Genomic DNA, 26,223 nt, shown 5'->3' with positions numbered 1-26,223 from the left:
ACCGGGCCCGTTTCCGCCACGTTACGGTGTAGAGTTGGCAGCATTTAGCTGCAACAAGGGTGGTACCGCGAGCTTCTCGTCCCTTTCCAGGGATGGGGGCTTTTTATTATGCCTACAGGAGGAATGGAAAATGGATTACAAAGATACGTTATTGATGCCAAAAACCGAGTTTCCGATGCGCGGCAATTTGCCGAACCGGGAACCTGAAATGCAGAAAAAATGGGAAGAACTGGACATCTATAAAAAAGTTCAGGATCGCACAAAAGACCGTCCGTTCTTCGTACTTCATGATGGGCCGCCATACGCAAACGGCGACCTTCACATGGGACACGCTTTGAACAAAGTATTGAAAGACATGATTGTTCGTTCGCGCAGCATGATGGGCTTCCATGCCCCGTACGTTCCAGGCTGGGATACACACGGTTTGCCGATCGAGCAAGCATTGACCAATAAAGGCGTTAACCGCAAAGAATTGTCTTTGGCGGAATTCCGCAAGCTTTGTGAAGAGTATGCGTACGAACAAATCGACAGCCAGCGCTCACAATTCAAGCGGATTGGCGTGCGCGGCGATTGGGAAAACCCATACGTCACGTTGAAACCTTCTTACGAAGCACGCCAAATCGAAGTATTCGGTAAAATGGCGAACAAAGGCTATATCTATAAAGGTTTGAAGCCGGTCTACTGGTCCCCGTCTAGTGAATCTTCACTTGCCGAGGCGGAGATCGAGTATCACGATAAAAAATCACCATCGATTTATGTGTCATTCCCAGTTACTGACGGAAAAGACGTATTGGATGAAGGCGTCAAGTTGGTCATCTGGACAACGACGCCTTGGACGATCCCGGCGAACCTTGGAATTTCTGTACATGCAGATTTGGATTACGTAGAAGTCGCGCATGGCGGTTCGAAATTCGTCGTCGCTAAAGACTTACTCGAAGAAGTGGCGAAAGAACTGGACTGGACAGAGTACGAAGTCGTCCGCACAGTAAAAGGCCAAGAACTGGAGCATATCCAGGCGAAACACCCATTGTACGATCGCACATCGCTCGTTATGCTCGGCGAACACGTCACGACCGACTCTGGTACAGGTTGCGTCCATACCGCTCCTGGACACGGGGAAGATGATTTTTTGATCGGCAAAAAATACGGTTTGGATGTTCTCTGCCCAGTTGATGAGCGCGGCGTCATGACAGACGAAGCACCTGGATTCGCGGGAGAATTTTATGACAAAGCCAACAAATCGATCACCGAAGCACTCGATGAAGCGAGCGCACTTGAAGGCTTGTCGTTCATCACGCATTCTTATCCACACGACTGGCGCACGAAAAAGCCGGTCATCTACCGTGCAACAGCGCAATGGTTCGTATCAATCGATGCATTCCGCGATCAGATTCTAAAAGCAATCGATGAAACGGAATTCACGCCGGCATGGGGCGAAACCCGCCTGTACAATATGCTGCGTGACCGCGGAGACTGGAACATTTCCCGCCAGCGCGTGTGGGGCGTCCCGATTCCTGTATTCTATGCAGAAAATGGCGATCCGGTTATCACGGAAGAAACGATTGCCCATATCGCAGACTTGTTCCGTGAACACGGATCAAACATCTGGTTCGAGCGCACGACGGCAGAATTATTGCCAGCAGGCTTTACGCATCCGAGCAGCCCGAACGGCATCTTCACGAAAGAAATGGACATCATGGACGTGTGGTTCGATTCTGGTTCTTCCCATCAGGCAGTGCTTGATGAGCGTGAAGACTTGCAATATCCGGCAGACCTTTACCTCGAAGGCTCTGACCAATACCGAGGCTGGTTCAACTCATCCCTTACAACGAGCGTCGCGATTAATGGCATCGCACCGTATAAAGGCGTCTTGAGCCACGGCTTTACACTAGATGGCAATGGCCGCAAAATGAGTAAATCGCTCGGCAATACGATCGTGCCAGCGAAAGTGATGAACCAAATGGGAGCGGACATCCTGCGCCTTTGGGTGTCGTCTGTCGACTATACAGCAGATGTGCGTGTATCGGATGACAACTTCAAGCAAGTATCTGAAGTGTACCGCAAGATCCGCAATACATTAAAATTCCTTCACGGCAACTTGGCTGATTTTGATGAATCCACAAACCGCGTGGCATTTGAAGATATGCGCGAGATGGATCAGTATATGGTCATGAAATTGAATAAATTGATTGATACAGCTAAAAAAGGCTATGAGAATTATGAATTTTCGTCAGTTTACTTGGCATTAAACAGCTATTGCGCGAATGATCTCAGCTCGTTCTACTTGGATGTCGCAAAAGATGTTGTCTATATCGAACGTGCCGATCATCCGCATCGCCGTGCGATGCAAACGGTCATGCACGATAGCTTGATGGCACTTGTGAAACTTGCATCGCCGATCATCCCGCATACGGCAGATGAAATGTGGTCCTACCTAGAATCCGCTTCAGAAGAAAGCGTTCAGTTGACGGACTTCCCAGAAGCCGCAGAACGTCCTGAATTCAAGGACCTAGAAGAGAAGTGGAGCCGCTTCATGGACGTCCGCGACGATGTCTTGAAAGCTTTGGAAGAAGCACGTGCAGCGAAAACAATCGGGAAATCGCTGGAAGCGAAAGTAACGGTCTATGCAAGTGAAGAATTGGCAAACTTATTGCCAGCGATCGATTCGAATCTGGCGCAGTTGTTCATCGTTTCCGAATACGAATTCGGAGGCGCGAAAGAACAAGCGCCGGAAAATGCTTTAACGCTCGATGAAGTGTCGGTCGTTGTCGAAAAAGCGCAAGGCGAGAAATGCGGTCGTTGCTGGACGATTTCCAAACATGTTGGCGAATCAGCAGCACACCCTGAACTATGCCCGCGCTGTGCGGAAGTAGTCGAAATCGAATACGCTTAAGTTTGAACGGTCCGAAAACCGGTTATCCGGTTTTCGGACTTTTTTCTTTTTTCGCCCGCTCTGTGTTAAAATGAATAGACTGATGAATGACGGAGGAAATACAAGTGATTTATTATGGGATTGCGCTACTTATTATCGCGTTGGATCAATGGACCAAATGGCTGGTCGTTAAAAACATGGAACTCGGTGAACGAATTCCAGTACTCGAACCGTTTCTCGGTTGGCTGTCCCACCGCAATCGCGGCGCGGCCTGGGGAATGTTGGAAGGACAAATGTGGCTATTTGCTATCATCACTGTCATAGTCATCGCAGCGATCCTCTATTATTTCCATAAGCATGCAAAAGGGCAGCCGCTGTTTCAGCTGGCGCTAATGATGCTGTTGGGGGGCGCCATCGGTAATTTCATCGACCGGATGTACCGTGGTGAAGTCGTCGATTTTGTCGATGTGCTGATTCCAGTAATCAATTATGATTTTCCGATCTTCAATGTGGCCGATGCCGCATTGACCATTGGTGTCGTCTTAATGGTCATTTATGTGATCATGGATGAAAAACAACAAAAGAAAAAGGTGTCTTAATGGAAGAATTGACGATACACATTACAGAAGAACAAAAAGGCGAGCGAATCGACAAAGTTATTTCGGCTATCGACGAAGAATGGTCGCGTTCACAAATTAGCAATTGGGTCAAAGATGGCCATATTAAAGTGAATGGCGCAACGGTCAAACCGAATTACAAAGTGCGGCTTGAAGACGAAATCGCTATCAATCCGCCGTTATTGGAAGAATTAGACGCTGAACCGGAAAACCTGAACCTTGATGTCGTTTATGAAGATGAAGATGTACTCGTCGTCAACAAACCGAAAGGCATGGTCGTCCACCCGGCCCCAGGACATGCCAATGGCACACTGGTCAACGGCTTGATGTATCATTGCACCGATTTGTCGGGCATTAATGGCATCGTCCGTCCTGGGATTGTCCACCGTATCGACAAGGATACGTCTGGCTTGTTGATGGTAGCGAAAAACGACCTTGCCCATGCTTCATTGGTGGACCAATTGGTTGAAAAATCCGTGACGCGCAAGTATATTGCACTGGTCCATGGACATATCGCCCATGATAAAGGCACAGTCGATGCGCCGATTGCGAGAGACCCGAAAGAGCGCCAAAAAATGGCGGTCGTCGACAAAGGCAAGCACGCAGTGACTCATTTTACCGTACTCGAGCGTTTCGGGGATTTCACTTTAGTGGAATGCCGTCTTGAAACAGGCCGTACGCATCAGATTCGTGTACACATGCGTTATATCGGCTTCCCGCTTGTAGGGGATCCAAAATATGGCCCGAGAAAAACGATGGATATCGGCGGCCAGGCTTTGCATGCAGCGGTCATCGGCTTTATCCATCCGCGGACAAAGGAATACCTGGAATTTTCAGCGCCTTTGCCGGCTGAATTCGAGGAACTGCTCGAGACTCTCCGCTAAATGGGGTTGACAAACGAAAGAGCTGTTCTTTATACTTAGACCAGTCAACTGAATACGCATCACCTTTAAGAACAGTCCAGAGAGGCTGAAAAGGGATATTCGCAAAGCCGGAAGTGTGTCTTCCGGAAGGTTTTTTTCTGCGCTTACGCACCCTTCGCCTCTCTGGCGGAGGGTTTTTTCATGCAGAAATTGCAGCATAATTATAAAGGAGTGGAACTCATGGCAGAAAAAGCGGTTATTCTCGATGACCAGGCAATCGGGCGTGCGATTACACGAATCGCCCACGAAATCATCGAGCGCAACAAAGGAATTGACGGCTGTATCTTGGTCGGCATTAAAACGCGCGGCGCGTTCATCGCCAAGCGCTTAGCAGACAAAATTGAACAAATCGAAGGCAAGGCCATTTTGACTGGAGAACTGGATATCACACTGTACCGCGATGACTTGAGCCAGAAAAACCCCGGGCAAGAGCCGCTTGTCCAACAAGTTGATATCGAACATAGCATCAAAGACAGAAAAGTCATCCTAGTCGACGATGTGCTTTACACAGGACGCACGGTGCGTGCTGCGATGGATGCGGTCATGGACCTCGGGCGCCCGTCGCAAATCCAACTGGCGGTATTAATCGACCGTGGACACCGCGAATTGCCTATACGATCTGATTATGTCGGAAAAAACATCCCGACATCGAGCGAAGAACGGATTGTGGTTGAGATGACAGAAAGCGACAGCATCGACCGCGTCACCATCAACGATTAACGAATCTACATAGACAGGGGAGAAACAACTTGAGCAATGCCATTTTAGACATCCACGATAAACCCAAAACAGGACAATGGATTTCCCTCAGCCTGCAGCACATGTTCGCCATGTTCGGCGCAACGATTCTGGTGCCGCAACTGGTCGGTTTGAGTCCTGCGATTGCATTATTGACGAGTGGCATCGCGACCATCATTTTCGTCCTCATCACACAGTTCAAAGTACCAGCATATCTTGGATCATCCTTCGCCTTTATCGTCCCGATACAGATCGCCACGGAAACTGGCGGCATCGGATCGGCAATGATCGGCGCTATGTTCGTCTCGCTAGTTTACGCGCTCGTGTCATTGATTATTTGGAAGACCGGTTATAAATGGCTCATGAAACTATTGCCGCCAATCGTTGTCGGCCCAGTCATTATCGTCATCGGGCTGGCATTGTCTGGAACAGCGGTGGATATGGCCATGAACATCCCGACAGCTGATGGCGGCTCTGAATACAGCCTGCTGCATTTCTCAGCCGCACTTGTCACGCTCGCTACGGCTATCATCTGCAATATTTACTTCAAGAACATCATCTCGCTCATGCCGATTTTGATCGGTATCATTGCAGGTTACGCTTACTCTACACTGATCGGCATTATCGACTTCGCCCCAGTGGCAGCTGCTAGTTGGTTCCAAGTACCAGAATTTTTGCTGCCGGGAATCGATTACTCTTTCCAAGTGACGCCAACCTTGTTGTTCGTCATGGTGCCAATCGCCATCGTCACGATCTCTGAGCATATCGGGCACCAGCTGGTCCTCGGCAAAATCGTTGACCGCAATTACATAAAAGACCCGGGCCTTCATCGCTCGATTTTAGGTGACGGTATCGGGACATTCATCTCCTCGCTCGTTGGAGGGCCACCGAAGACAACTTACGGCGAGAACATTGGCGTCCTCGCCATCACGAAAGTGTTCAGCGTGTATGTCATCCTTGGCGCAGCCGTATTCGCTATTTTGTTCTCGTTCTTCGGAAAGCTGATGGCAGTTATCGACACAATTCCAACAGCGGTGCTTGGCGGCATCTCGATTCTGCTGTTCGGCATCATCGCTTCATCAGGGCTTCGCATGCTTGTCGATAACGGCATCGACTTCGGCAACAATCGGAATTTGGTCATCTCGTCGGTCATCTTGGTCATCGGGATTGGCGGCGCGAAACTCGAGTTCAGCGAATCGTTTGCCATCGAAGGCATGGCGCTAGCTGCCATCGTCGGAGTCATCTTGAACTTGATCTTGCCAGGACTTGAAAAACAGGAACTGGATGATGGAACTGAATAAACTTACCTTTTAAGGAATGTCCAGAGAGGCATGGAAAGGGTTATGGATAGGGGACGTCTACCCTTATTTCCTTACACCTTCCTGCCCCTGGGAAGGTGTTTTTTTGTACAGTCAACGAAAGGGCGTGAGCCAATTGCCGAATCTGTTAACGATGGATAATCTCGAAAACGAAAAAATCATGAACTTGCTGAAGCGTGCCGAGCAGTTTGAAAAAGGAGAGAAAGCCACACTTGAAGGGGCGGTAGTCAACCTTTTTTTCGAACCGAGCACACGAACAAAAATGAGCTTCGAAATGGCCGAACACCGGCTAGGGTTGTCAGTACTACCGTTTGAAACGGCCTTTTCTAGCATATTAAAAGGCGAAACGCTCTACGACACGGTGAAAACGATGGAAGCAATCGGTGTCAAAGCGGTCATCATCCGCCACGAAGAAGAAGCGTATTACCAGCAGCTAGAAGGCTGCAAACTCGCAGTTATCAACGGCGGTGACGGCTCGGGTCAGCACCCGACACAATCATTGCTTGATTTGTACACCATCCATCAAGAATTCGGCCGCATTGACGGTGTCCACGTGACGATTGTCGGGGACATTGCTCATAGCCGTGTCGCCAAATCGAATGCCGCTGCACTGAAACAGCTCGGCGCAAAAGTCAGCTTTGTGTGTCCGGAAGAATGGAGCGGCGACTACGACACGACGAATCAATTGGATGATGTGATCGGCGAAACGGATGTCGTCATGATGCTCCGTGTACAGCATGAACGCCACGCGGTCTCGGCCTTGTTTTCCAAAGAACATTACCATACAGAGTTTGGCTTAACAGAAGCGCGCGAGAAGAAAATGAAAAAAGACGCCATCATTATGCACCCGGCGCCGATTAACCGAGGCGTGGAAATCGCGGACTCACTCGTAGAATGCCAGCGTTCGAGAATCTTCAAGCAAATGGAAAACGGTGTATTCGTCAGAATGGCCGTACTGGAATATGCAATGAAAGGGAGAGATTGAGATGGGATTATTCATTAAGAACGTAAATATATTGAACGGGGAACAACTAGAGGAAACGAATATTCGCGTTACGGATGGCCGCATCGAAGAGCTCGGTACTCACCTGAAAGCGCAAGGAGAAACAGAAATCGACGGCAAAGGCCGAATGATCGCACCAGGATTTGTGGACGTCCATGTCCATCTTCGTGAACCGGGCGGAGAGAAAAAAGAAACCATCGAGAGCGGTACAAAATCAGCAGCGCGCGGAGGCTATACGACTATCTGCGCCATGCCGAACACGCGGCCAGTGCCGGACACGAAGGAAAATCTCGATCACGTCAATGGCTTGATCGAAAAAAATGCGCTCATCCGAGTTTTGCCGTATGCATCGATCACCATCCGCGAAGCAGGCAAAGAACGCACCAATCTAAAAGAACTAAAACAACACGGCGCGTTTGCATTCACCGACGACGGTGTCGGTATACAGGAAGCGGCAATGATGCTTGAGACGATGAAAGAAGCGGCCGAACTCGATATGGCGGTCGTCGCACATTGCGAAGACAATAGTTTGATCTACGGCGGCGTTATGCATGATGGCAAAAGGAGCCGTGAACTTGGACTACCTGGAATCCCGTCCGTTGCAGAATCAGTCCATATCGCGCGCGACATCCTGCTCGCTGAAGCAGCAGGCGCTCATTATCACGTCTGCCACGTCAGCACGAAAGAATCGGTCCGCGTCATCCGCGATGCAAAACGAGCTGGCGTTCGTGTGACGGCGGAAGTGACACCGCACCATCTGTTACTGACGGAAGATGACATTCCAGGTGACGATGCAAACTATAAAATGAACCCACCGCTTCGCGCACGAGAAGATTACGAAGCGCTTCATGCGGGGCTACTCGACGGCACACTCGATTTCATTGCGACAGACCACGCACCTCATGCAGCGGAAGAAAAAGCGAACGGCATGGAAAAAGCGCCATTCGGCATCGTCGGCTTTGAAACAGCGTTTCCACTGCTTTACACGGAGTTCGTCCAAAGCGGCAAATGGACTCTGGCACAATTGATCGGCTGGCTGACCAAAAAGCCGGCAGATGTGTTCGGTCTTCCTTACGGGACGATTGAGGGAGGGCAAGTAGCAGACCTAGTGCTTCTCGATTTGAATAAACAACAGGAAATCCGCACGGAAGACTTTCTTTCCAAAGGAACAAATACGCCATTTGGCGGACAAACTTGCACCGGCTGGCCAGTGATGACCATTTTCGGCGGTGACATCGTATGGCAGGAGGAAAACTGATGAAACGTTATTTGATCTTAGAAGACGGCACAGTATTCGCAGGGGAAGCATTCGGCGCACAATCGGCATCGTTCGGGGAAGTGGTGTTTAACACCAGCATGACTGGTTACCAAGAAATTTTGTCGGATCCATCTTATTGCGGACAAATCGTTACGATGACTTACCCGCTGCAAGGCAATTACGGCATCAACAGCGATGACTTTGAATCGATTGACCCGGCCGTCAAAGGCATGGTCGTAAGGGAAGCGGCGGATTTCCCTTCAAATTTCAGGAATACGATGACTTTAAGCGAATTGCTTGAGAAAAAAGGCATTCCGGGCATCGCCGGAATCGACACTCGCAAGCTGACCCGGCTAATTCGCGTCAACGGATCGATTAAGGGCATCTTAACGGCTGCCGGAGAAGAACCGGATGTGGGACAAGTGATTGAGAAGCTGAACGAAACGGCCTTGCCGACAGACCAAGTGGCGCAAGTGTCGATTACGCGCCCTTATCCAAGCCCGGGACGCGGCAAGCGTGTCGTGTTAATCGATTACGGCATGAAGCACGGAATTTTACGTGAATTAAACAAACGCAAATGTGATGTAATTGTCGTGCCGCATAACACGAGCGCCCAGGAAATCCTCGCTTGGGGACCGGACGGCGTTATGCTGTCGAACGGCCCGGGAGACCCGAAAAACGTTCCGGAATGTGTGGACGTTGTCAGTGAATTGCTCGGCCAAGTACCGATTTTCGGAATTTGCCTCGGCCACCAATTGTTCGCAAGAGCTTGCGGTGCTGAGACATTCAAGCTGAAGTTCGGCCACCGCGGCGGCAACCATCCGGTGCGAGACCTTGTCACCGGCAAGATCGAAATCACTTCACAAAACCACGGCTACGCAGTCGATGAAGAAACCTTGCAAGGCACACGACTGAAAGTGACGCATACAGCACTCAACGACGGAACCAATGAAGGGCTAGCACATCTCGATTACCCAGCTTTCACCGTGCAATACCACCCGGAATCTTCGCCTGGCCCGGAAGACTCGAATTATTTGTTCGACCGATTTTTGGAAATGATGCACGCACAACGGAAGGAGCAACAACATGCCTAAAAGACAAGATATCAAAAGCATCCTCGTTATTGGTTCAGGGCCAATCGTTATCGGCCAAGCAGCAGAATTCGACTATGCGGGCACACAAGCCTGCCTCGCCTTGAAAGAAGAGGGCTACCGCGTTATCTTGATCAACTCTAATCCGGCGACGATCATGACCGATACCGAAATCGCCGACAAGGTGTACATCGAGCCGATTACATTGGAGTTTGTCAGCCGCATCCTTAGAAAAGAGCGCCCGGATGCACTGCTTGCGACACTTGGCGGACAGACCGGCCTCAATATGGCGATCGAACTGGATGAATCCGGAATTTTGGAAGAACTCGATATTGAAATCTTGGGGACTAAGCTGGACGCTATCCATAAAGCGGAAGACCGCGATTTGTTCCGTACCTTGATGAATGAACTCGGCGAACCGGTACCGGATTCCGACATCATTCATAACATGGAAGAAGCTAAGCGCTTTGTGGAACGGATCGGCTACCCAGTCATCGTCCGCCCGGCCTTTACACTAGGTGGGACTGGCGGCGGCATTTGCCATAACGACGATCAATTGCACGAAATCGTTGCGAGCGGCTTGAAATACAGCCCCGTGACGCAATGCTTGCTGGAAAAATCAATCGCGGGCTTCAAGGAAATCGAATACGAAGTGATGCGCGATGCAGAAGATACCGCAATCGTCGTCTGCAATATGGAAAACATCGACCCGGTCGGCATTCATACCGGCGATTCGATCGTCGTCGCCCCGAGCCAGACCTTATCCGACCGTGAATACCAAATGCTGCGCAATGTGTCGCTGAAAATTATCCGCGCCTTGAAAATCGAAGGCGGCTGCAACGTTCAGCTTGCGCTCGACCCGCATAGCTTTGACTATTACATTATCGAAGTGAACCCGCGTGTCAGCCGCTCCTCTGCGCTTGCATCCAAAGCGACGGGCTACCCAATTGCCAAATTAGCAGCGAAAATCGCGGTGGGCTTAACGCTTGGTGAAATGATGAATCCAGTGACTGGGCGGACATACGCCGCCTTCGAACCAGCACTTGACTATGTCGTTTCGAAAATCCCGCGCTGGCCGTTCGATAAATTTGAAGCGGCCAAACGCAACCTCGGCACGCAAATGAAAGCGACCGGCGAAGTTATGGCGATGGGCCGGACATTCGAGGAATCGATGCTAAAAGCGGTGCGTTCACTGGAAACCGGGCAATTCCACCTGGAGCTGAAAAACGGCACGGACATGAGCGACGAATGGATTGAAAAACGCATCCGCAAAGCGGGAGACGAAAGATTGTTCTTTATCGGCGAAGCATTGCGCCGCGGTGTGACCATTGACACGATCCACGACTGGAGCCAAATCGATTTGTTCTTCCTGGAGAAATTCGATAAAATTGTCCGCTTTGAAGATGTCTTGCAGCAAAACCCGTTTGATTATGAGACGGCGAGAAAAGCCAAACGCATGGGCTTTGCGGATAGAACGATCGGCAAGCTATGGGATACGCAAGAAGCGAAAGTATACGAATGGCGCAAACAACAAGGCTTGATACCGGTTTACAAAATGGTCGACACTTGCGCTGCAGAGTTCGAATCTGAAACGCCTTATTTCTACGCGAGCTATGAAGATGAAAACGAATCGATCCGCACCGATAAAGAAAGTGTTATTGTACTCGGCTCTGGACCGATCCGCATCGGACAAGGCGTCGAATTTGATTACGCAACTGTCCACTCCGTCTGGGCGATCAAAGAAGCCGGCTACGAGGCAATTATCATCAACAATAACCCGGAGACAGTGTCAACTGACTTCTCCATTTCCGACAAGCTCTACTTCGAACCGCTGACGATTGAAGACGTCATGCACATCGTCGACCTCGAACAACCAAAAGGCGTTGTCGTCCAGTTTGGCGGACAGACAGCGATCAATTTGGCAGATAAGCTCGAGAAAAACGGTGTGAAGATTCTGGGCACGACGCTTGAAGACATCGACCGCGCGGAAAACCGCAATAAATTCGAAGCGGCGCTTCATGAAATCGGCATCCCGCAGCCACTCGGCAAGACGGCCGTGTCGACACAAGAAGCGGTAGTCATCGCATCCGACATCGGCTATCCGGTGCTCGTTCGTCCGTCTTATGTACTCGGAGGACGCGCGATGGAAATCGTCTACAACGAAAGCGACTTGATCCACTACATGGAACACGCTGTCGAAGCAAGCCCTGAACATCCGGTACTAGTCGACCGCTATTTAACAGGCGAAGAAATTGAAGTCGATGCGATCTGCGACGGCGAGAATGTCTTGATTCCTGGAATCATGGAACATATTGAACGGGCAGGGGTGCATTCTGGTGACTCGATTGCTGTCTATCCGCCGCAAAACATTTCGCAGCAGCAAATCGACACTTTGACGGATTATACTACACGGCTCGCCAAAGGCTTGAACATCGTCGGCTTATTGAACATCCAGTACGTCATCTCGAAAGGCGAAGTATTCGTCATCGAAGTCAACCCGCGCTCAAGCCGCACGGTGCCGTTCCTCAGCAAAATCACCGGCATTCCGATGGCGAATATCGCAACGAAAGCAATACTCGGACAAAGCATTGTCGAGCAAGGCTACACAACAGGCTTAGCGCCGCTGAAAAAAGGCGTATTCGTCAAGGTGCCGGTATTCTCGTTCGCGAAACTGCGCCGCGTCGACATTACGCTCGGGCCCGAGATGAAATCGACCGGCGAAGTAATGGGCAAAGACGTCACGCTCGAAAAAGCGCTGTACAAAGGATTGGCTGCAGCTGGTATGGAAGTGAAAGATCACGGTACTGTACTGCTGACAGTAGCAGATAAAGACAAAGAGGAAGCAGTTGGGCTCGCGAAGCGCTTCCGGGATATCGGCTACCAAATAATGGCAACTGGTGGAACGGCACAAGTGTTCACTGAAGCAGGCATTGCCGTCGCGGAAGTTGGGAAAATTGGTGCTGAAGGACGTACCTTACTCGATGTTATCCAAAGCGGCGACGCACAGATCGTCATCAACACATTGACCAAAGGCAAACAGCCAGAACGCGACGGCTTCCGCATCCGCCGAGAATCAGTCGAAAACGGCGTGCCGTGCTTAACATCGCTGGATACAGCGGAAGCGATGCTCAGAGTCATCGAATCGATGACTTTCCAGGCAGAGGAAATGGGGGCAGGTGTATGATCAAACAGGAGAAAATGGCCATTGTCTCCCAAACTGAAATCGCCAAGAACATTTTCGAGCTCACGGTCACGGGCACACTGGTTGAGGAAATGAACGAACCGGGACAGTTTGTCCATGTGCGTGTGGCAGATAGCTTTGAACCGCTGCTGCGCCGGCCAATATCGGTAGCGAAAATCGACAAAGAAGCGTCGAGCTTCACGATGATCTACCGTTCAGAAGGGCGCGGGACCAACTTATTATCCCAAAAAACAGAGCGCGATACACTCGACGTCCTGGGGCCGCTCGGGCATGGCTTTCCGGTTGATCAAGCTGGAGAAAAAGCTTATTTGATCGGCGGGGGAATCGGCGTGCCTCCGCTGTACGAACTGGCATTGCAACTGAACGCGAGAGGTGTGGAAACGGTCCACATCCTCGGATTTGAAAGCCGTGAAGCGGTATTTTATGAAGACAAATTTCGCGCACTCGGCGATACGCATATTGCGACCGTTGACGGCTCGCACGGGACAGAAGGCTTTGTGACGCATATTTTGAACGGCTTGCCACATGATTTCGATACCTATTATTCCTGCGGGCCAACGCCGATGCTTGAAGCGGTGCAATGGGCGTACCCAGAGAAAAAAGGGTTTTTATCTTATGAACAGCGCATGGGCTGCGGCATCGGGGCATGCTTTGCCTGTGTCTGCCGGACGACAAAAAGCGAAACGGATTACATTAAAGTATGTTCCGACGGGCCTGTATTTCCAGCAGGGGTGGTGATTTCATGATGGATTTAAGCGTGAAATTGCCAGGCCTTGATTTAAAAAATCCTATTATGCCCGCATCCGGCTGCTTCGGATTCGGACAGGAATACGCAAAGCTCTACGATTTATCGAAACTCGGATCGATCATGATTAAAGCAACGACCGCTGAGATGCGCCTTGGAAATCCGACGCCGCGCGTTGCGGAAACTTCATCCGGCATGCTCAATGCGATTGGTCTGCAAAATCCTGGACTTGAAAAAGTCGTCGATGAACAATTGCCTTGGCTCGAACAATTCGATGTGCCGATCATCGCCAATGTGGCCGGTTCACTGGCAGAGGATTATGTAGAAGTCGCAAGAACCATTTCTAGAGCACCGAATGTCCATGCGCTGGAATTAAATATTTCCTGCCCGAACGTCAAACAAGGCGGCATCACATTCGGAACGGATCCGAAAGTGGCACAAGAATTGACGCGTATGGTCAAAGACGTATCGGACGTGCCGGTCTACGTAAAACTGTCGCCAAACGTCACCGATGTTGTCCAGCTAGCTAAAGCAGTCGAAGAAGGCGGCGCAGATGGCATCACGATGATCAACACCTTGCTTGGCATGCGGCTTGACCCCAAAACGGGACGCCCGGTGATCGCCAATATTACCGGCGGTTTGTCAGGACCTGCGATTAAACCGGTCGCTCTTCGTATGGTTTATGAAGTGAGACGCCATACGGATTTGCCGATCATCGGCATGGGCGGCGTCGCGGAAGTGGATGACGTCATCGACTTTTTATCGGCAGGAGCGAATGCGGTAGCAGTCGGAACGGCAAATTTCGTCAATCCGTTCGTCTGTCCTGAACTGATCGAAAAATTGCCGGAACGATTGCACGAACTTGGCTATGAATCTGTCCATGAACTTACCGGAAGGAGCCACCGCTTATGACCTCTAAACCGATTATTGCACTCGACTTCCCGTCAAAGCTCGATGTGGAAGAATTTCTGTCGGAGTTTACGGAACCATTATTTTTGAAAGTCGGTATGGAATTGTTCTATCAAGAAGGCCCAGAACTCATTCGGACTTTGAATCGAGATGGCCATGATTTATTCCTGGATTTAAAATTGCACGACATCCCAAATACCGTCGAATCGGCGATGCGCCGCATTGCTGAATTGGGCGTCGACATGGTCAATGTCCATGCGGCTGGCGGTCTTGCCATGATGCAAGCTGCAAAACGAGGACTTGCCGGCAGTGGGACAAAGTTAATCGCGGTGACACAATTGACCTCGACGAGCGAAGAGCAAATGCAGAAAGAACAATTAATTTCAGTGAGCTTGGAAGACTCCGTTCTGCATTACGCGAAACTCGCGAAACAGGCAGGGCTCGATGGTGTCGTGTGCTCGGTACATGAAGCGAAAGCGATCGGCGAAGTATGCGGCGAAGATTTTCTTCGTGTGACGCCGGGGATCCGGCCAGCTGCAGCTGAATCCCATGACCAAAAGCGTATTGCGACACCGAGTGATGCGAAAATACAAGGCTCTACACACATTGTTGTTGGAAGAGCCATTACTCGATCGGAAAACCCGCAAAAGAGCTATGATTACATCAACGGAGAATGGAGCGGTCGTTCATGAAAAAACAAATCGCACAACAATTACTATCTATCGGAGCAGTCGAACTGCGCCCGAACGATCCGTTCACGTGGGCATCCGGCGTTAAATCGCCAATTTATTGCGACAATCGATTGACAATGTCTTATCCAGCTGTCCGCAAAGCGATCGCAGATGGGCTCGCAGAAACCATTCGTCGCGAATATCCGGACGCGCAAGTGATCGCGGGAACGGCGACAGCCGGGATCCCTCACGCCGCCTGGGTCGCAGAACGCCTGGATTTACCGATGGTTTATGTGCGTTCGAAGCCAAAGGGACACGGGCAATCGAATCTAATTGAAGGCAAAATCCAACCAGGCCAAAAAGCGGTCGTCATTGAAGACTTGATCTCCAAAGGCGGTTCGGTATTGCAAGCAGCACAGGCGTTGCAAGATGCCGGCTTTGAAGTGGCAGGTATTGCCGCAATCTTCACTTATGGACTGCCTCAAGCACAGCAAGCGATAGCGGATGCCGGATTTACGTTCCACACCTTGACGGATTTCTCAGCACTCGTTGAACAAGCGGAGGAAAACGGGGCCATTGCGGCAGAAGATTTGCCGATGCTCAGCGAATGGCACGAAAAGCTGAAAGCCGGCGCATTGACTTCCTAAAAAACCTACGCACATCATGTCGATGTGCGTAGGTTTTTTCCGCTTTATCATTAAGTAAAGAAAGTGAAAAAGGGTATGGTACAACTAACGACAAGGAGGCGGTAGGACATGAGTGTTACGCAACAAGAAATCAATGAATGGACTGAAAAGTATCCGCTTTTAGCGGATTTGCTCGCCTTGAAGCCAGTGGTCTGGCTGAATCCAAAACGCAGAGAAATGGATCAAGTCCAAGGCTTGCCGGTGACAATCGATGATTTGGAAGAGGCCGAGCAATTGTGGATGCGCTTTGCCCCTTTCTTGACGAAGGTATTTCCAGAGACCATTGAAACGGGCGGCATCATTGAGTCGGAATTGCGGGAAGTATCGCACATGCAAAAGCAATTGGAAAGTTATTATGGTAAGGGGCTAGCCGGAAACTTATATGTTAAATGCGACAACGAGCTGCCGGTTGCAGGGTCGGTCAAAGCGCGTGGCGGATTTTTCGAAGTGCTGCGTCATGCAGAACACCTGGCGCTAGAAGAGAGACACCTTACTCAAGAAGATAGCTATGAGTGGTTTGCAACGACCGGCGCCAAAAACTTCTTTGGAAACTATTCTATCGGCGTCGGCTCGACCGGGAATTTGGGGCTAAGCATCGGCATCATCAGCGCTGAACTCGGCTTTAAGGTTTCGGTTTATATGTCGGCGGATGCGAAAGAATGGAAAAAATCCTTGCTCCGAAGTAAAGGAGTACGCGTTGTCGAATTCACTGGAGATTTCAGCGAAGCGGTCACGGCAGGTCGCGAAGAAACACTGCAGCTGCCAAATGGCTATTTTGTCGATGACGAAAAATCCCGCGAATTGTTTCTAGGTTACAGCGGCGCAGCGATTCGGCTGAAAGATCAATTGAAACAACAGGGAATACTTGTCGACAAGGAACATCCATTATTCGTTTACTTGCCTTGTGGTGTCGGGGGAGCCCCAGGCGGAATAGCATTCGGACTGCGCCATATGTTCGGCGATCATGTCCACCCGGTGTTCATCGAGCCTACACATTCACCAGCAGTTTTGCTTGGACTTATGACCGGTTTAAAGAGCGACATCTGCGTGCAAGACATCGGTATCGACAACAGAACGGAAGCGGATGGACTGGCAGTAGGCAGAGCATCAAGTTTTGCCTCTACAAGTTCCGAACAATTGATTTCGGGCATTGCGACGATAGAGGATAAGGAATTGTTTCCACTGCTTGCCATGCTGAAAGATAGCGAAGAGATTAAAATTGAGCCGTCCGCAGCAGCCGGGTTTGCCGGGCCGTTCATGATGGCGGCGACAAACTACGCTGAAGAACATGGCATCAATGCAGAAAAAGCGACGCATATTGTTTGGCTGACAGGGGGGCGCTCGTGCCCGAACAAGAGATGGCCGAATTTTATGGAAGAGGGTTGAAGAAACTGAAACCTTAGGCAGGATTTTCAGTTCATTCAACGAATAGAAGAGTGAACGAGAAACGAAAAAGAAGGGAAGCGGAGACATGGCCATTCAAGCGAACCAGATTTTCGTTAATTTGCCGGTTAAGAATTTGGAGAGATCGATGAAGTTTTTCGGCGAGATGGGTTTTGATTTTGATGAACGCATGACGGATAATAACGCCACGTGCATGATTATTGGACAAAATATGTACGCCATGCTGCTGGTGGAAGACTTTTTCAAGAGCTTCACTCACAAAGACATTGCCGACACATCGACAAGCTCGGAGACGATCATCGCGTTGTCAGCGTCGAGCCGCGAAGAGGTGGATGAATGGGTGGAAAAAGCGATGGCAGCAGGAGGCAGTTCCGCAAACGAGCCGATGGATAATAAATTCATGTATTCCTGGAGCTTCCTCGATCCGGACGGACATTTATGGGAAGTCATGTATATGGAAGACGAGGCCTTTGAATAATAAAACCGCACCGGATAGATTTCCGGTGCGGTTTTAGTTTTATAAGTATTCAGCATAGCGTTTTTCCAGATAGTTCTGAAGCACGGTCATGACTGTGCAGATAGCCCAGTAAATGAGTGCGACCAGAATCAACAAAGTCAATAAATCGTATTCCCGGGCACCGACAATCCGCGCTTTTTGGAAAATCTCTGGAACCGTAATCATTGCAGCAAGCGACGAGGCTTTAATGAGGTCCAGGTAAACGTTCGACAAAGGCGGAACGGCAATACGCACCGACTGCGGAAGGATAATCCGCCGCATCGTCTGCCAGTAGCTGAGACCAAGTGCGGTGGACGATTCCCATTGGCCTTTATCGACAGAAGCAAGAGCTGAGCGGAACACTTCTGCGATGTAAGCGGCGCTATTGATGGTAAAGCCGATCATTGCTGCCTGCAAGGCCGTAAATTCGAGGCCGATGACAGGAAGTGCAAAGTACAATAAAAACAAGATGACCAAAATTGGCACACCACGCATGAAAGAAATATAAAGGCGCGCCGGCAAATGAAGCAGTGGCTGTTTAGAAGTGCGTGCAAGTGCCATGAAAAAGCCGATGACCAGTCCACCAAGCATACTTCCCATCGAGATCAATAGAGTCAGCCAAATGCCTTCAAGCACATAAGGCAAGGAATTGATGGCGAGCTCCGGGTCGAACAATAGCCCCATTCGATATCACTCATAATTGTGGGCCTCCTTTAATTTTCCTCTTCGATATCGGGTTCGACGGAAACATCCGCCCCATCGAAGAATTCAGCTGAAATTTCGCTGATGGTGCCGTCTGACAGCATTTCTCCAAGCGTGTCATTCACTTGCTCGAGAAGTGCTCCATTATCCTGATTGACGACCAGGCCGACTTCAGATGGCAAGTATTGAATATCTGGATGAATGGTGATATTCAATTCCGGGAAGGCGGCGACACCGAACTTCGACAAATAATAATCGTTCAAAATGACGTCGGTGCGGCCGATCGACACGTCGCGTAAATAAATCTCATTGGTCGCGTTATCATAGGTGACTTCTTTTGCACCGTAGTCCCGGGCAATCTGCATATAGACGGAGGTCGACACGCCAGCTGCTTTTTTGCCTTCCAAATCCTCGAGCGATTCGATTCCGGACAGGTCGTCTTCGCGAACGACAGCTGTGCCGTAGGAATACTTGATCGGTGTGGAGAACAGGAATTGATCGGTCATGTCTTCTGTCACTTCGATATCATTCGCTGCCATATCGAGCTGCCCAGTGCTGACACTCGTCAACATTTCATCAAACCCAAGTTCGCGGAATTCGATTTCAAGGTCGAGGCGGTCGCCAAGCTCGCGCACCACTTCCACTTCAAAACCGGTCAATTCGCCGCTTTCCTCATCGCGGTAGGAAGTAGCCAGTAGAGTGCCGGATGTGCCGACGGTCAAGACACCTTCCTCTTGAATGCGATCCCATTCTGAAGATTGTTCCGTTTCATTTGTCTCTTCCTCTCCGCAAGCAGATAAGGTGAGTGCGGCTGTGCCGAGCAGTGCAGCCGTCATATATGGTCGTTTCGTGAATATAGTCAATGATTGGCCTCCTCAAAATATGTCCTATAAAAAGATAGCATTAACTTTATCTTGCGGCAATGGTTTACGGTTTTTGTCAAAAAATAATATTATTATGTAAACTGTATTATGTTAAAAAACACTTGCATCGGCTAAGTGCCGGTGCAAGTGTTTAAGAAACTATTTTTTCAGTTTCAATACAAGGTCTTCATCAGGGGTTACGTATACGGTTTTTTGTTCAAAATAAATGACGAATCCGGGTTTCGCGCCACTTGGCTTTTTCACTTGGCGAACATCTGTGTAATCGACCGGGACAGAAGCGGATTCACGCGCTTTACTGAAATAGGCGGCGATACTTGCAGCTTCTAAAACGGTGTCTTCATCCGGGTCTTGTGAATGGATGATGACATGCGAGCCCGGTATGTCTTTCGTATGCAGCCATGTATCGGATTTCGAAGCAACTTTGAATGTCACGTAATCATTTTGTTTATTGTTTTTACCAACCGAAATCGGAATGCCGGTACTCGACACATAATGTTCGACATTCGGTTTTTGCGGTTTTTTCTTTTTCTTTGATTTCTGTGCTTTCATATAGCCTTGTTCCGCTAATTCTTCGCGAATTTCTTCGATGTCGGAAAGTCCGGCTTGTTGCACTTGCTGCATGAGCAATTCGAAGTAACGGATGTCTTCTTCGGTTTTCTCGATTTGCTCGTGTGTTTTGACGACGGCCGTCTTGGCTTTTTGGTACCGCGAGTAATATTTTTGAGAGTTCTCAATTGGTGTCTTGCGCGGGTCGAGCGTGATCGTCACGGTTTCTTCATTATAATAATTGACGACTTCCGCTTGCTTCATCCCTTTTTTAATGGTGTGAAGATTGGCCATGATTAATTCGCCGTTTAATTGCAATTGATCGCGTTTTTGCGCCTGGTCCTGCTCTTTTTGGAGTTTTTTCAGCTTCAGTTTCAGTTTGGCAATTTCGTTTTGCAGCCAGCGTTCCAAATCACCTGCTTGCTGTTTGACACGGTCGCGCTCAGCTTTAGCATAATAAATCCGGTCGAGCAGCTCAGACAAATTGTCAAAATTCATATTGTCTTGTCCGAGATGCGTCAATTGGGTGGCGGAAAAATAGCTTTTCCCTTGCTGTTCCACGTAAAAGCCTTTTGGTTTCTCAGCTGTGAATTCCTGCAAAAAGGCAGTGGCACTATCGGGGTCTTGTTCAAGACGGTAGTTCAGCTCTTTTGCCGTCAGCGGGGAAAAGCCCGCAAACCGTGAAACGATTTCCTTGTCGGTCAGCCCGCTGAAGTCGGCGTCCTCTGCGAATGGATCTTGTTTGTCTTGAGATGGTGGGAACTTATAATCCTGTCCCGGTAAAATCGTCCGGTAGGAGTTGACGCTCGGCGGCAAATGCTTGAGGCTGTCGAGAATCATGTCACGCTCGGCGTCGACTAAGATAATGTTCGAATGGCGGCCCATCATCTCAACGTGGAGTTCGCGTTCGATCTCATCGCCGATTTCATTACGGGCGCGGATGCGCAAGATAATCAAACGGTCAGAGCCATGCTGCTCGACGGCGGTGATGACGCCGCCTTCGATATGCTTGCGGAGCAACATGCAGAACATCGGCGGTTCCGAAGGATTGACGTTCGTCATGTTGGTCAAATGAATCCGTGAATAGGACGGGTGAATCGAGATGAGCAATTTATGATTTTTTCCTTGTGCGCGTATGTGGAGGAGCAGTTCGAGCTGATTAGGCTGATGAACTTTTGAAATCCTTCCGGTGAGGAGCTGTTGCAATTCGCTCGTCATCGCTTTCGTAAATAATCCATCAAATGCCATGAAAAATCCCTCTTTCAAATCGTTTTGTTCCATCTTATCATTTTCACGGAAGAATATGATATAATAAGACAGTTAGTTTTAAGCGAGAACATATAACTTGAGCATCGATGGCGGTGAGGAAGATGAAAAGAAAGCCGAAGTTCATATCTATTGGATCGGGCAATGCGGTGTCAGTGGACCGCATCGTCTCAATGATTCAGCCGGACTCGGCGCCTTCCAAGCGCTTGATGCAAGAGGCGCGCAGCAAAGGCTTGCTCGTTGATGCGACAGGCGGCAAGAAGACCAAGTCGATCTTTGTCATGGATAGCGATCACGTGGTCATTTCCGCGCTGTCGATCGAGACAGCACTTGCGCGGATTGAAGAAAATGATGATGAGGCAAGCGAGGGATAAAATGAGAAAACATCGTGGACTGCTCATCGTGCTTTCTGGGCCTTCGGGCGTCGGCAAGGGCACGGTGCGAAAAGAGCTGTTCCAGCAGCCGGACACAAATTATGAATATTCCATTTCAATGACTACACGCTCACCGCGTGAAGGCGAAGTGGACGAAGTCGATTATTTCTTCAAGACCCGTCATGAGTTTGAAGAACTGATCGACCAAGGACAATTGCTCGAATATGCCGAGTATGTCGGGAATTATTACGGAACGCCGCTCGAATACGTTAACAAAATGCGTGATGCCGGCCGTGATGTATTTCTCGAGATAGAAGTGCAAGGGGCAGCGCAAGTGCGCGATAAAGTGCCGGATGGCTTGTTCATCTTCCTGGCCCCCCGAGCCTCTCGGAACTAGAAGAGCGCTTGGTCGGACGTGGCACGGAATCGGATGAAGTGATCGCTTCCCGAATCCATGCCGCCAGAAAAGAGCTAGAGATGATGAACTTGTACGATTATGTCGTCGAAAACGATGAAGTCGAACATGCGTGCGATCGCATCAACGCTATCATCATCGCAGAACATTGCAGGCGCGAACGCGTCGAAAGAAGATACTTAGATATGCTAAAGGAGAATGCCTGATGTTATACCCATCCGTTGATAAACTAAAAAGCCGCATTGATTCAAAATACTCGTTGGTAGCTTTGGCTTCCAAGAGAGCCCGCCAATTACACGAACATGGCGATGAGAAACTGGCTTCCTATACATCTCATAAAGCGGTTGGAAAAGCGCTTGAAGAGATTGCAGAAGGCGTATTGACGCCAGTCCAGCAAGATGCATCCGCGATTTACGAAGACGAAATTTAACTTATGATCTCAATTAACGACTCCCAGAGCGAACCTGTTCTTTGGGAGTTTGTTGTTTAGAAAGGGTGTTTTACGGTGTTGGCAAATCGAAAAATCCTATTATGTGTAAGCGGCGGAATCGCTGTCTACAAAGCGGTCGCCCTCGTCAGCAAATTGTCCCAGGCAGGGGCGGACGTGAAAGTCATCATGACAGAATCGGCAAGGCAATTTGTCCAGCCTTTGTCGTTTCAGGTGATGTCCAGAAACGATGTTTATTTTGACACTTTCGATGAGAAAGATTCTTCCGTCATCGCCCATATCGATTTGGCGGACTGGGCAGATCTCGTCATCGTTGCACCCGCGACCGCTAACATGATCGCAAAAATGGCGAATGGCTTAGGAGATGATATGGTATCGACCGTCCTGCTTGCGACGACTGCGCCAATTTGGGTTGCGCCTGCAATGAATGTCCATATGTATGATCATCCGGCAGTCAAACGCAATATCGACCGGCTTCATCACGATGGCATCCGTTTCATTGAGCCGTCTGAAGGCTTTTTGGCTTGCGGTTACGTCGGCAAAGGGCGTTTAGAGGAACCGGAAAAAATTACGGAACTGGTGGCCGGACATTTCACGAAAAACAAACCGCTAAAAGGCAAGAAAGTCGTCGTGACGGCAGGGCCGACGCGCGAACGGATTGACCCGGTGAGGTTTTTAACAAACTTTTCGAGCGGCAAAATGGGCTATGCCATGGCACAAGCGGCAGCGGAACTCGGCGCTGACACCATTTTGATCAGCGGGCCAGTTTCCTTGCCCGTTCCAAATGGCGTCCAGCGCATCCAAGTGGAAAGTGCCCAGCAGATGCTAGAAGCAGTGCTGAGTGAATACGACAGCGCAGATATGGTCGTGAAAACGGCTGCTGTCGCAGATTATCGCCCGTCGGCTATTGCCGGGCAGAAGGTCAAGAAAAAAGAAGGCAATTCGGTTCTTGAGCTGGAACGCACGACAGACATCCTGCAACAGCTCGGCCAACTGAAAGATCGCCAAATCCTGGTCGGCTTCGCGGCAGAGACCGACCACGTAGCGCAATACGCCAAAGCGAAGCTCGAGCGAAAAAACGCCGATTACATCATCGCCAATGACGTTAGTGCAGACCAAGCAGGCTTTGATCATGACACGAATGCGGTGACGCTATACGGCCGCGGGGAATTCGAACAAACCTTCCCGGTCATGCCGAAAAAAGAGCTCGCGCTTGAATTATTGACCTTGATCACCGATAAGGAATTTGCAAAATGATTGCGGAAGTCATCGTCGATGTTGCCGCACATCCGATCGACCGGCCGTTTGACTATGCAGTGCCGGAAAAATTCCAGGCGCTTACAGAGCCGGGTATGCGCGTAAAAGTGCCTTTTGGCAACCGCAAAGTACTCGGATTTATTACACAAATTAAAGAAACATCCGAATTTGACCCGAAACGGCTCAAGCCGATCCATGAATTGATGGACGTCGTGCCGGTATTGAATCGTGAAATGCTCGAACTTGCGCAATGGATGAAACGCCAGACTGTCTGCTTTGAAATCGATGCCTTGCAGGTTATGGTACCGGCAGCATTGCGCGCCAAATATGAGAAACGCTTTGTGTTGAACGCTGCTATTGAAGAACTGCCGAAGGAATTGCATCCATATTTTGGCACACGCGATTTTGTCCGCGCCCAGGAAGCAGAAGAAGTCTACGGCCTGATGAAAAAAGAAATGGATAAAGGCACAGTGGTGGCGGATACCAATATCCAGCAGAAAACCGGCGTGAAAAAAGTGCGTATGGTCCACATTACAGATTCTTTAGATGATATAGAAAATATTTCCATCAGGGCGAATGCCAAGCAGCAATTAAAGTTGCAAGAATTTTTGCTGAAACACCCAGGGCAGACGTTTGAATCTTCCCAGCTGCAGAAATTGGCAGGGGTGTCGCTTCCGACCATTAATGCGCTCGCGGAAAAAGGAATGCTTCATTTCTCATCGATGGAATCGTATCGAGATCCGTCCTTGTTAACAACGATTGACCAAAAGTACGCCTTGGCTTTAACAGATGAGCAACAAACGGCATTCGACGCCATCCGCTCTTCGCTGAATACCGAAAAAACCTTTTTGCTTCACGGCATTACCGGCAGTGGCAAAACAGAGATCTATTTGCAGACGATCGCCGAGGTGCTTGAAGAAGGCAAAGAGGCGATTATGCTCGTTCCAGAAATCTCCCTAACCCCGCAGATGACGATCCGCTTTAAAGAGCGCTTCGGTGATTTAGTCGCCGTGCTCCACAGTGGCTTATCGGCAGGGGAAAAATACGATGAATGGCGGAAAATCCAGCGCGCCGAAGTAAAAGTAGTCGTAGGGGCGCGTTCGGCGATTTTTGCGCCGTTTCAAAATCTTGGCTTGATCATCCTCGATGAAGAGCATGAGTCGAGCTATAAACAAGATGATTCGCCCCGTTATCATGCACGGGATGTGGCCATTTGGCGCAGCCAGCAACATCAATGCCCGGTCATACTCGGCAGTGCGACGCCTTCTTTGGAATCTTTTGCGCGTGCAAAAAAAGGAGTCTATGAATTGCTGGCACTGAAAAACCGCGCGAAAAACCAGCCATTGCCGGAAGTCCATATTGTGGATATGCGCGAAGAATTGCGGACCGGCAACCGGTCCATGTTTTCGGTGGAATTGGCGGAAGCGATACGCGAACGCCTTGCACGAAAAGAGCAAGTGGTGTTGTTCTTGAACAAACGCGGCTACTCATCGTTTGTCTTATGCCGAGATTGCGGAACGGTGTTGCAATGTCCGAATTGCGACATCTCCCTGACTTATCACCGGGCGAGCGAACGGATGAAATGCCATTATTGCGGCTATGATGAACCTGTGCCGACGACTTGTCCGGAATGTGAAAGTGACCATATCCGCTTTTTCGGAACAGGAACTCAAAAAGTAGAAGAAGAACTCGCAAAGCTTGTTCCGGATGCCCGCGTCTTGCGGATGGATGTCGATACGACCCGCAATAAAGGGGCACATGAAAAAATCCTGTCAGCGTTTGGCGAAGGCAAGGCCGATATACTGCTCGGCACGCAAATGATTGCCAAAGGCCTGGATTTTCCGAACATCACCTTAGTCGGCGTTTTGTCGGCGGATACGACTTTGCATTTGCCCGATTTTCGCGCAGCGGAAAAGACATACCAATTGCTAACGCAAGTGAGCGGGCGCGCAGGACGCGACGTGCTGCCGGGCGAAGTCTATGTACAGACCTATACGCCGGAGCATTACGCCATTACACTCGCAAAAGACCAATTATACGTGCCGTTTTATGAGCAGGAAATGGCCATGCGGCGTGCGAGCGGCTACCCGCCTTATTATTATGTCGTCAATATCCAGTTCACCCACGAGGACTTGATGACGGTATCGGGCTATGCGGAGCAAATGACCGAATACTTGCGTCACCGCTTATCGCCTAAAACCATCATTATCGGGCCATCCGCTTCGCTCATCGCCCGCGTGAACAATAGATATCGCTATCAATGTTTGATAAAATACAAAAAAGAACCGAAGCTGGCTGAAGTGCTGCAGCAATTAATTAAAATTTACCGCAGCGACTGGATTAAAACGGGGGCGACCTTGTCCATCGACATGAATCCGACCGCAGTCATGTAAGAGA

General features: G+C 49.7%; 21 protein-coding genes, 2 pseudogenes and 1 other annotated feature (1 of these 24 only partly in view). Of the genes and pseudogenes, 20 read left to right on the top strand and 3 right to left on the bottom strand.

The window, feature by feature from the left end:
* Positions 1 to 87: a binding site (T-box leader), on the top strand (it extends 122 nt beyond the left edge of the window).
* Positions 88 to 130: 43 nt separating this feature from the next.
* The 15 genes from ileS to BBI11_RS10110 all read left to right on the top strand — a co-directional run bounded on the left by ileS (position 131) and on the right by BBI11_RS10110 (position 17,916).
* A complete protein-coding gene (gene ileS / locus BBI11_RS10180; protein ID WP_068462946.1) occupies positions 131 to 2,893 on the top strand; it encodes an isoleucine--tRNA ligase in 2,763 nt (920 codons plus the stop codon).
* Positions 2,894 to 2,979: 86 nt separating this feature from the next.
* Complete coding sequence (gene lspA / locus BBI11_RS10175; RefSeq protein WP_068462945.1) at positions 2,980 to 3,471, top strand: signal peptidase II; 492 nt, start codon at positions 2,980 to 2,982, stop codon at positions 3,469 to 3,471.
* Positions 3,471 to 4,373, top strand: coding sequence for an RluA family pseudouridine synthase (locus BBI11_RS10170; RefSeq protein ID WP_068462944.1), 903 nt, complete (start codon positions 3,471 to 3,473; stop codon positions 4,371 to 4,373). The genes lspA and BBI11_RS10170 overlap by 1 nt, the downstream gene beginning before the upstream one ends.
* A 219-nt stretch (positions 4,374 to 4,592) precedes the next feature.
* Complete coding sequence (gene pyrR, locus BBI11_RS10165) at positions 4,593 to 5,132, top strand: bifunctional pyr operon transcriptional regulator/uracil phosphoribosyltransferase PyrR (RefSeq protein ID WP_068465731.1); 540 nt, start codon at positions 4,593 to 4,595, stop codon at positions 5,130 to 5,132.
* Positions 5,133 to 5,161: 29 nt separating this feature from the next.
* On the top strand, positions 5,162 to 6,451 hold the full coding sequence (locus tag BBI11_RS10160) for a solute carrier family 23 protein (protein ID WP_068462943.1): 1,290 nt from the start codon (positions 5,162 to 5,164) through the stop codon (positions 6,449 to 6,451).
* 133 nt (positions 6,452 to 6,584) lie between these two features.
* On the top strand, positions 6,585 to 7,454 hold the full coding sequence (locus BBI11_RS10155; protein ID WP_068465729.1) for an aspartate carbamoyltransferase catalytic subunit: 870 nt from the start codon (positions 6,585 to 6,587) through the stop codon (positions 7,452 to 7,454).
* A 1-nt stretch (position 7,455) separates the two neighbouring features.
* Positions 7,456 to 8,730 (top strand): dihydroorotase, encoded by a 1,275-nt coding sequence (locus tag BBI11_RS10150; RefSeq protein ID WP_068462942.1) that lies wholly within the window; start codon positions 7,456 to 7,458, stop codon positions 8,728 to 8,730.
* Positions 8,730 to 9,824 carry a carbamoyl phosphate synthase small subunit gene (locus BBI11_RS10145; RefSeq protein WP_068462941.1) on the top strand — a complete coding sequence of 365 codons (1,095 nt, stop codon included), beginning with the start codon at positions 8,730 to 8,732 and terminating at the stop codon, positions 9,822 to 9,824. Before BBI11_RS10150 ends, BBI11_RS10145 begins: the two co-directional genes overlap by 1 nt.
* Positions 9,817 to 13,005, top strand: coding sequence for a carbamoyl-phosphate synthase large subunit (carB, locus tag BBI11_RS10140; RefSeq protein ID WP_068462939.1), 3,189 nt, complete (start codon positions 9,817 to 9,819; stop codon positions 13,003 to 13,005). The genes BBI11_RS10145 and carB overlap by 8 nt, the downstream gene beginning before the upstream one ends.
* Entirely contained in the window at positions 13,002 to 13,769 is a 768-nt protein-coding gene (locus tag BBI11_RS10135) for a dihydroorotate dehydrogenase electron transfer subunit (protein ID WP_068462937.1), read from the top strand. Before carB ends, BBI11_RS10135 begins: the two co-directional genes overlap by 4 nt.
* Positions 13,766 to 14,680, top strand: coding sequence for a dihydroorotate dehydrogenase (locus tag BBI11_RS10130; RefSeq protein WP_068462936.1), 915 nt, complete (start codon positions 13,766 to 13,768; stop codon positions 14,678 to 14,680). The genes BBI11_RS10135 and BBI11_RS10130 overlap by 4 nt, the downstream gene beginning before the upstream one ends.
* Positions 14,677 to 15,369, top strand: a complete 693-nt coding sequence (gene pyrF / locus BBI11_RS10125) for an orotidine-5'-phosphate decarboxylase (protein WP_068462934.1) — start codon at positions 14,677 to 14,679, stop codon at positions 15,367 to 15,369. The genes BBI11_RS10130 and pyrF overlap by 4 nt, the downstream gene beginning before the upstream one ends.
* Positions 15,366 to 15,995: an orotate phosphoribosyltransferase gene (gene pyrE / locus BBI11_RS10120; protein ID WP_068462932.1), complete on the top strand. Its 630-nt coding sequence runs from the start codon at positions 15,366 to 15,368 to the stop codon at positions 15,993 to 15,995. Before pyrF ends, pyrE begins: the two co-directional genes overlap by 4 nt.
* Positions 15,996 to 16,103: 108 nt before the next feature.
* Positions 16,104 to 17,420 (top strand): D-serine ammonia-lyase, encoded by a 1,317-nt coding sequence (locus tag BBI11_RS10115; protein ID WP_083389056.1) that lies wholly within the window; start codon positions 16,104 to 16,106, stop codon positions 17,418 to 17,420.
* Between the two features lie 85 nt (positions 17,421 to 17,505).
* Positions 17,506 to 17,916, top strand: a complete 411-nt coding sequence (locus tag BBI11_RS10110; RefSeq protein ID WP_068462930.1) for a VOC family protein — start codon at positions 17,506 to 17,508, stop codon at positions 17,914 to 17,916.
* A gap of 39 nt (positions 17,917 to 17,955) precedes the next feature.
* On the opposite strand, the pseudogene BBI11_RS10105 reads toward BBI11_RS10110, so the two are convergent.
* The 3 genes and pseudogenes from BBI11_RS10105 to BBI11_RS10095 form a co-directional block, all read right to left on the bottom strand.
* Positions 17,956 to 18,632: pseudogene (locus tag BBI11_RS10105) on the bottom strand (amino acid ABC transporter permease).
* A gap of 15 nt (positions 18,633 to 18,647) precedes the next feature.
* Complete coding sequence (locus BBI11_RS10100) at positions 18,648 to 19,472, bottom strand: transporter substrate-binding domain-containing protein (RefSeq protein WP_068462927.1); 825 nt, start codon at positions 19,470 to 19,472, stop codon at positions 18,648 to 18,650.
* Between the two features lie 186 nt (positions 19,473 to 19,658).
* A complete protein-coding gene (locus BBI11_RS10095; protein WP_068462926.1) occupies positions 19,659 to 21,314 on the bottom strand; it encodes an Rqc2 family fibronectin-binding protein in 1,656 nt (551 codons plus the stop codon).
* A gap of 122 nt (positions 21,315 to 21,436) precedes the next feature.
* Between BBI11_RS10095 and BBI11_RS10090 the strand changes: the two genes are divergently transcribed.
* The 5 genes and pseudogenes from BBI11_RS10090 to priA all read left to right on the top strand — a co-directional run bounded on the left by BBI11_RS10090 (position 21,437) and on the right by priA (position 26,219).
* On the top strand, positions 21,437 to 21,706 hold the full coding sequence (locus tag BBI11_RS10090) for an extracellular matrix/biofilm biosynthesis regulator RemA family protein (protein ID WP_068462924.1): 270 nt from the start codon (positions 21,437 to 21,439) through the stop codon (positions 21,704 to 21,706).
* A 1-nt stretch (position 21,707) separates the two neighbouring features.
* Positions 21,708 to 22,327: pseudogene (gene gmk, locus BBI11_RS10085) on the top strand (guanylate kinase).
* Entirely contained in the window at positions 22,327 to 22,551 is a 225-nt protein-coding gene (gene rpoZ / locus BBI11_RS10080; RefSeq protein WP_068462922.1) for a DNA-directed RNA polymerase subunit omega, read from the top strand. Before gmk ends, rpoZ begins: the two are co-directional and overlap by 1 nt.
* A 75-nt stretch (positions 22,552 to 22,626) precedes the next feature.
* Positions 22,627 to 23,826, top strand: coding sequence for a bifunctional phosphopantothenoylcysteine decarboxylase/phosphopantothenate--cysteine ligase CoaBC (coaBC, locus tag BBI11_RS10075; RefSeq protein ID WP_068462920.1), 1,200 nt, complete (start codon positions 22,627 to 22,629; stop codon positions 23,824 to 23,826).
* Complete coding sequence (gene priA, locus BBI11_RS10070) at positions 23,823 to 26,219, top strand: primosomal protein N' (RefSeq protein WP_068462918.1); 2,397 nt, start codon at positions 23,823 to 23,825, stop codon at positions 26,217 to 26,219. Before coaBC ends, priA begins: the two co-directional genes overlap by 4 nt.
* The last annotated feature ends 4 nt before the right edge of the window (positions 26,220 to 26,223 follow it).

The sequence above is a fragment of the Planococcus maritimus genome (assembly GCF_001687625.2).
Lineage (GTDB): Bacteria > Bacillota > Bacilli > Bacillales_A > Planococcaceae > Planococcus > Planococcus maritimus.
The sequence above is the reverse complement of the archived record's forward strand: the minus strand, read 5'-3'. Positions and strand labels throughout refer to the sequence as shown.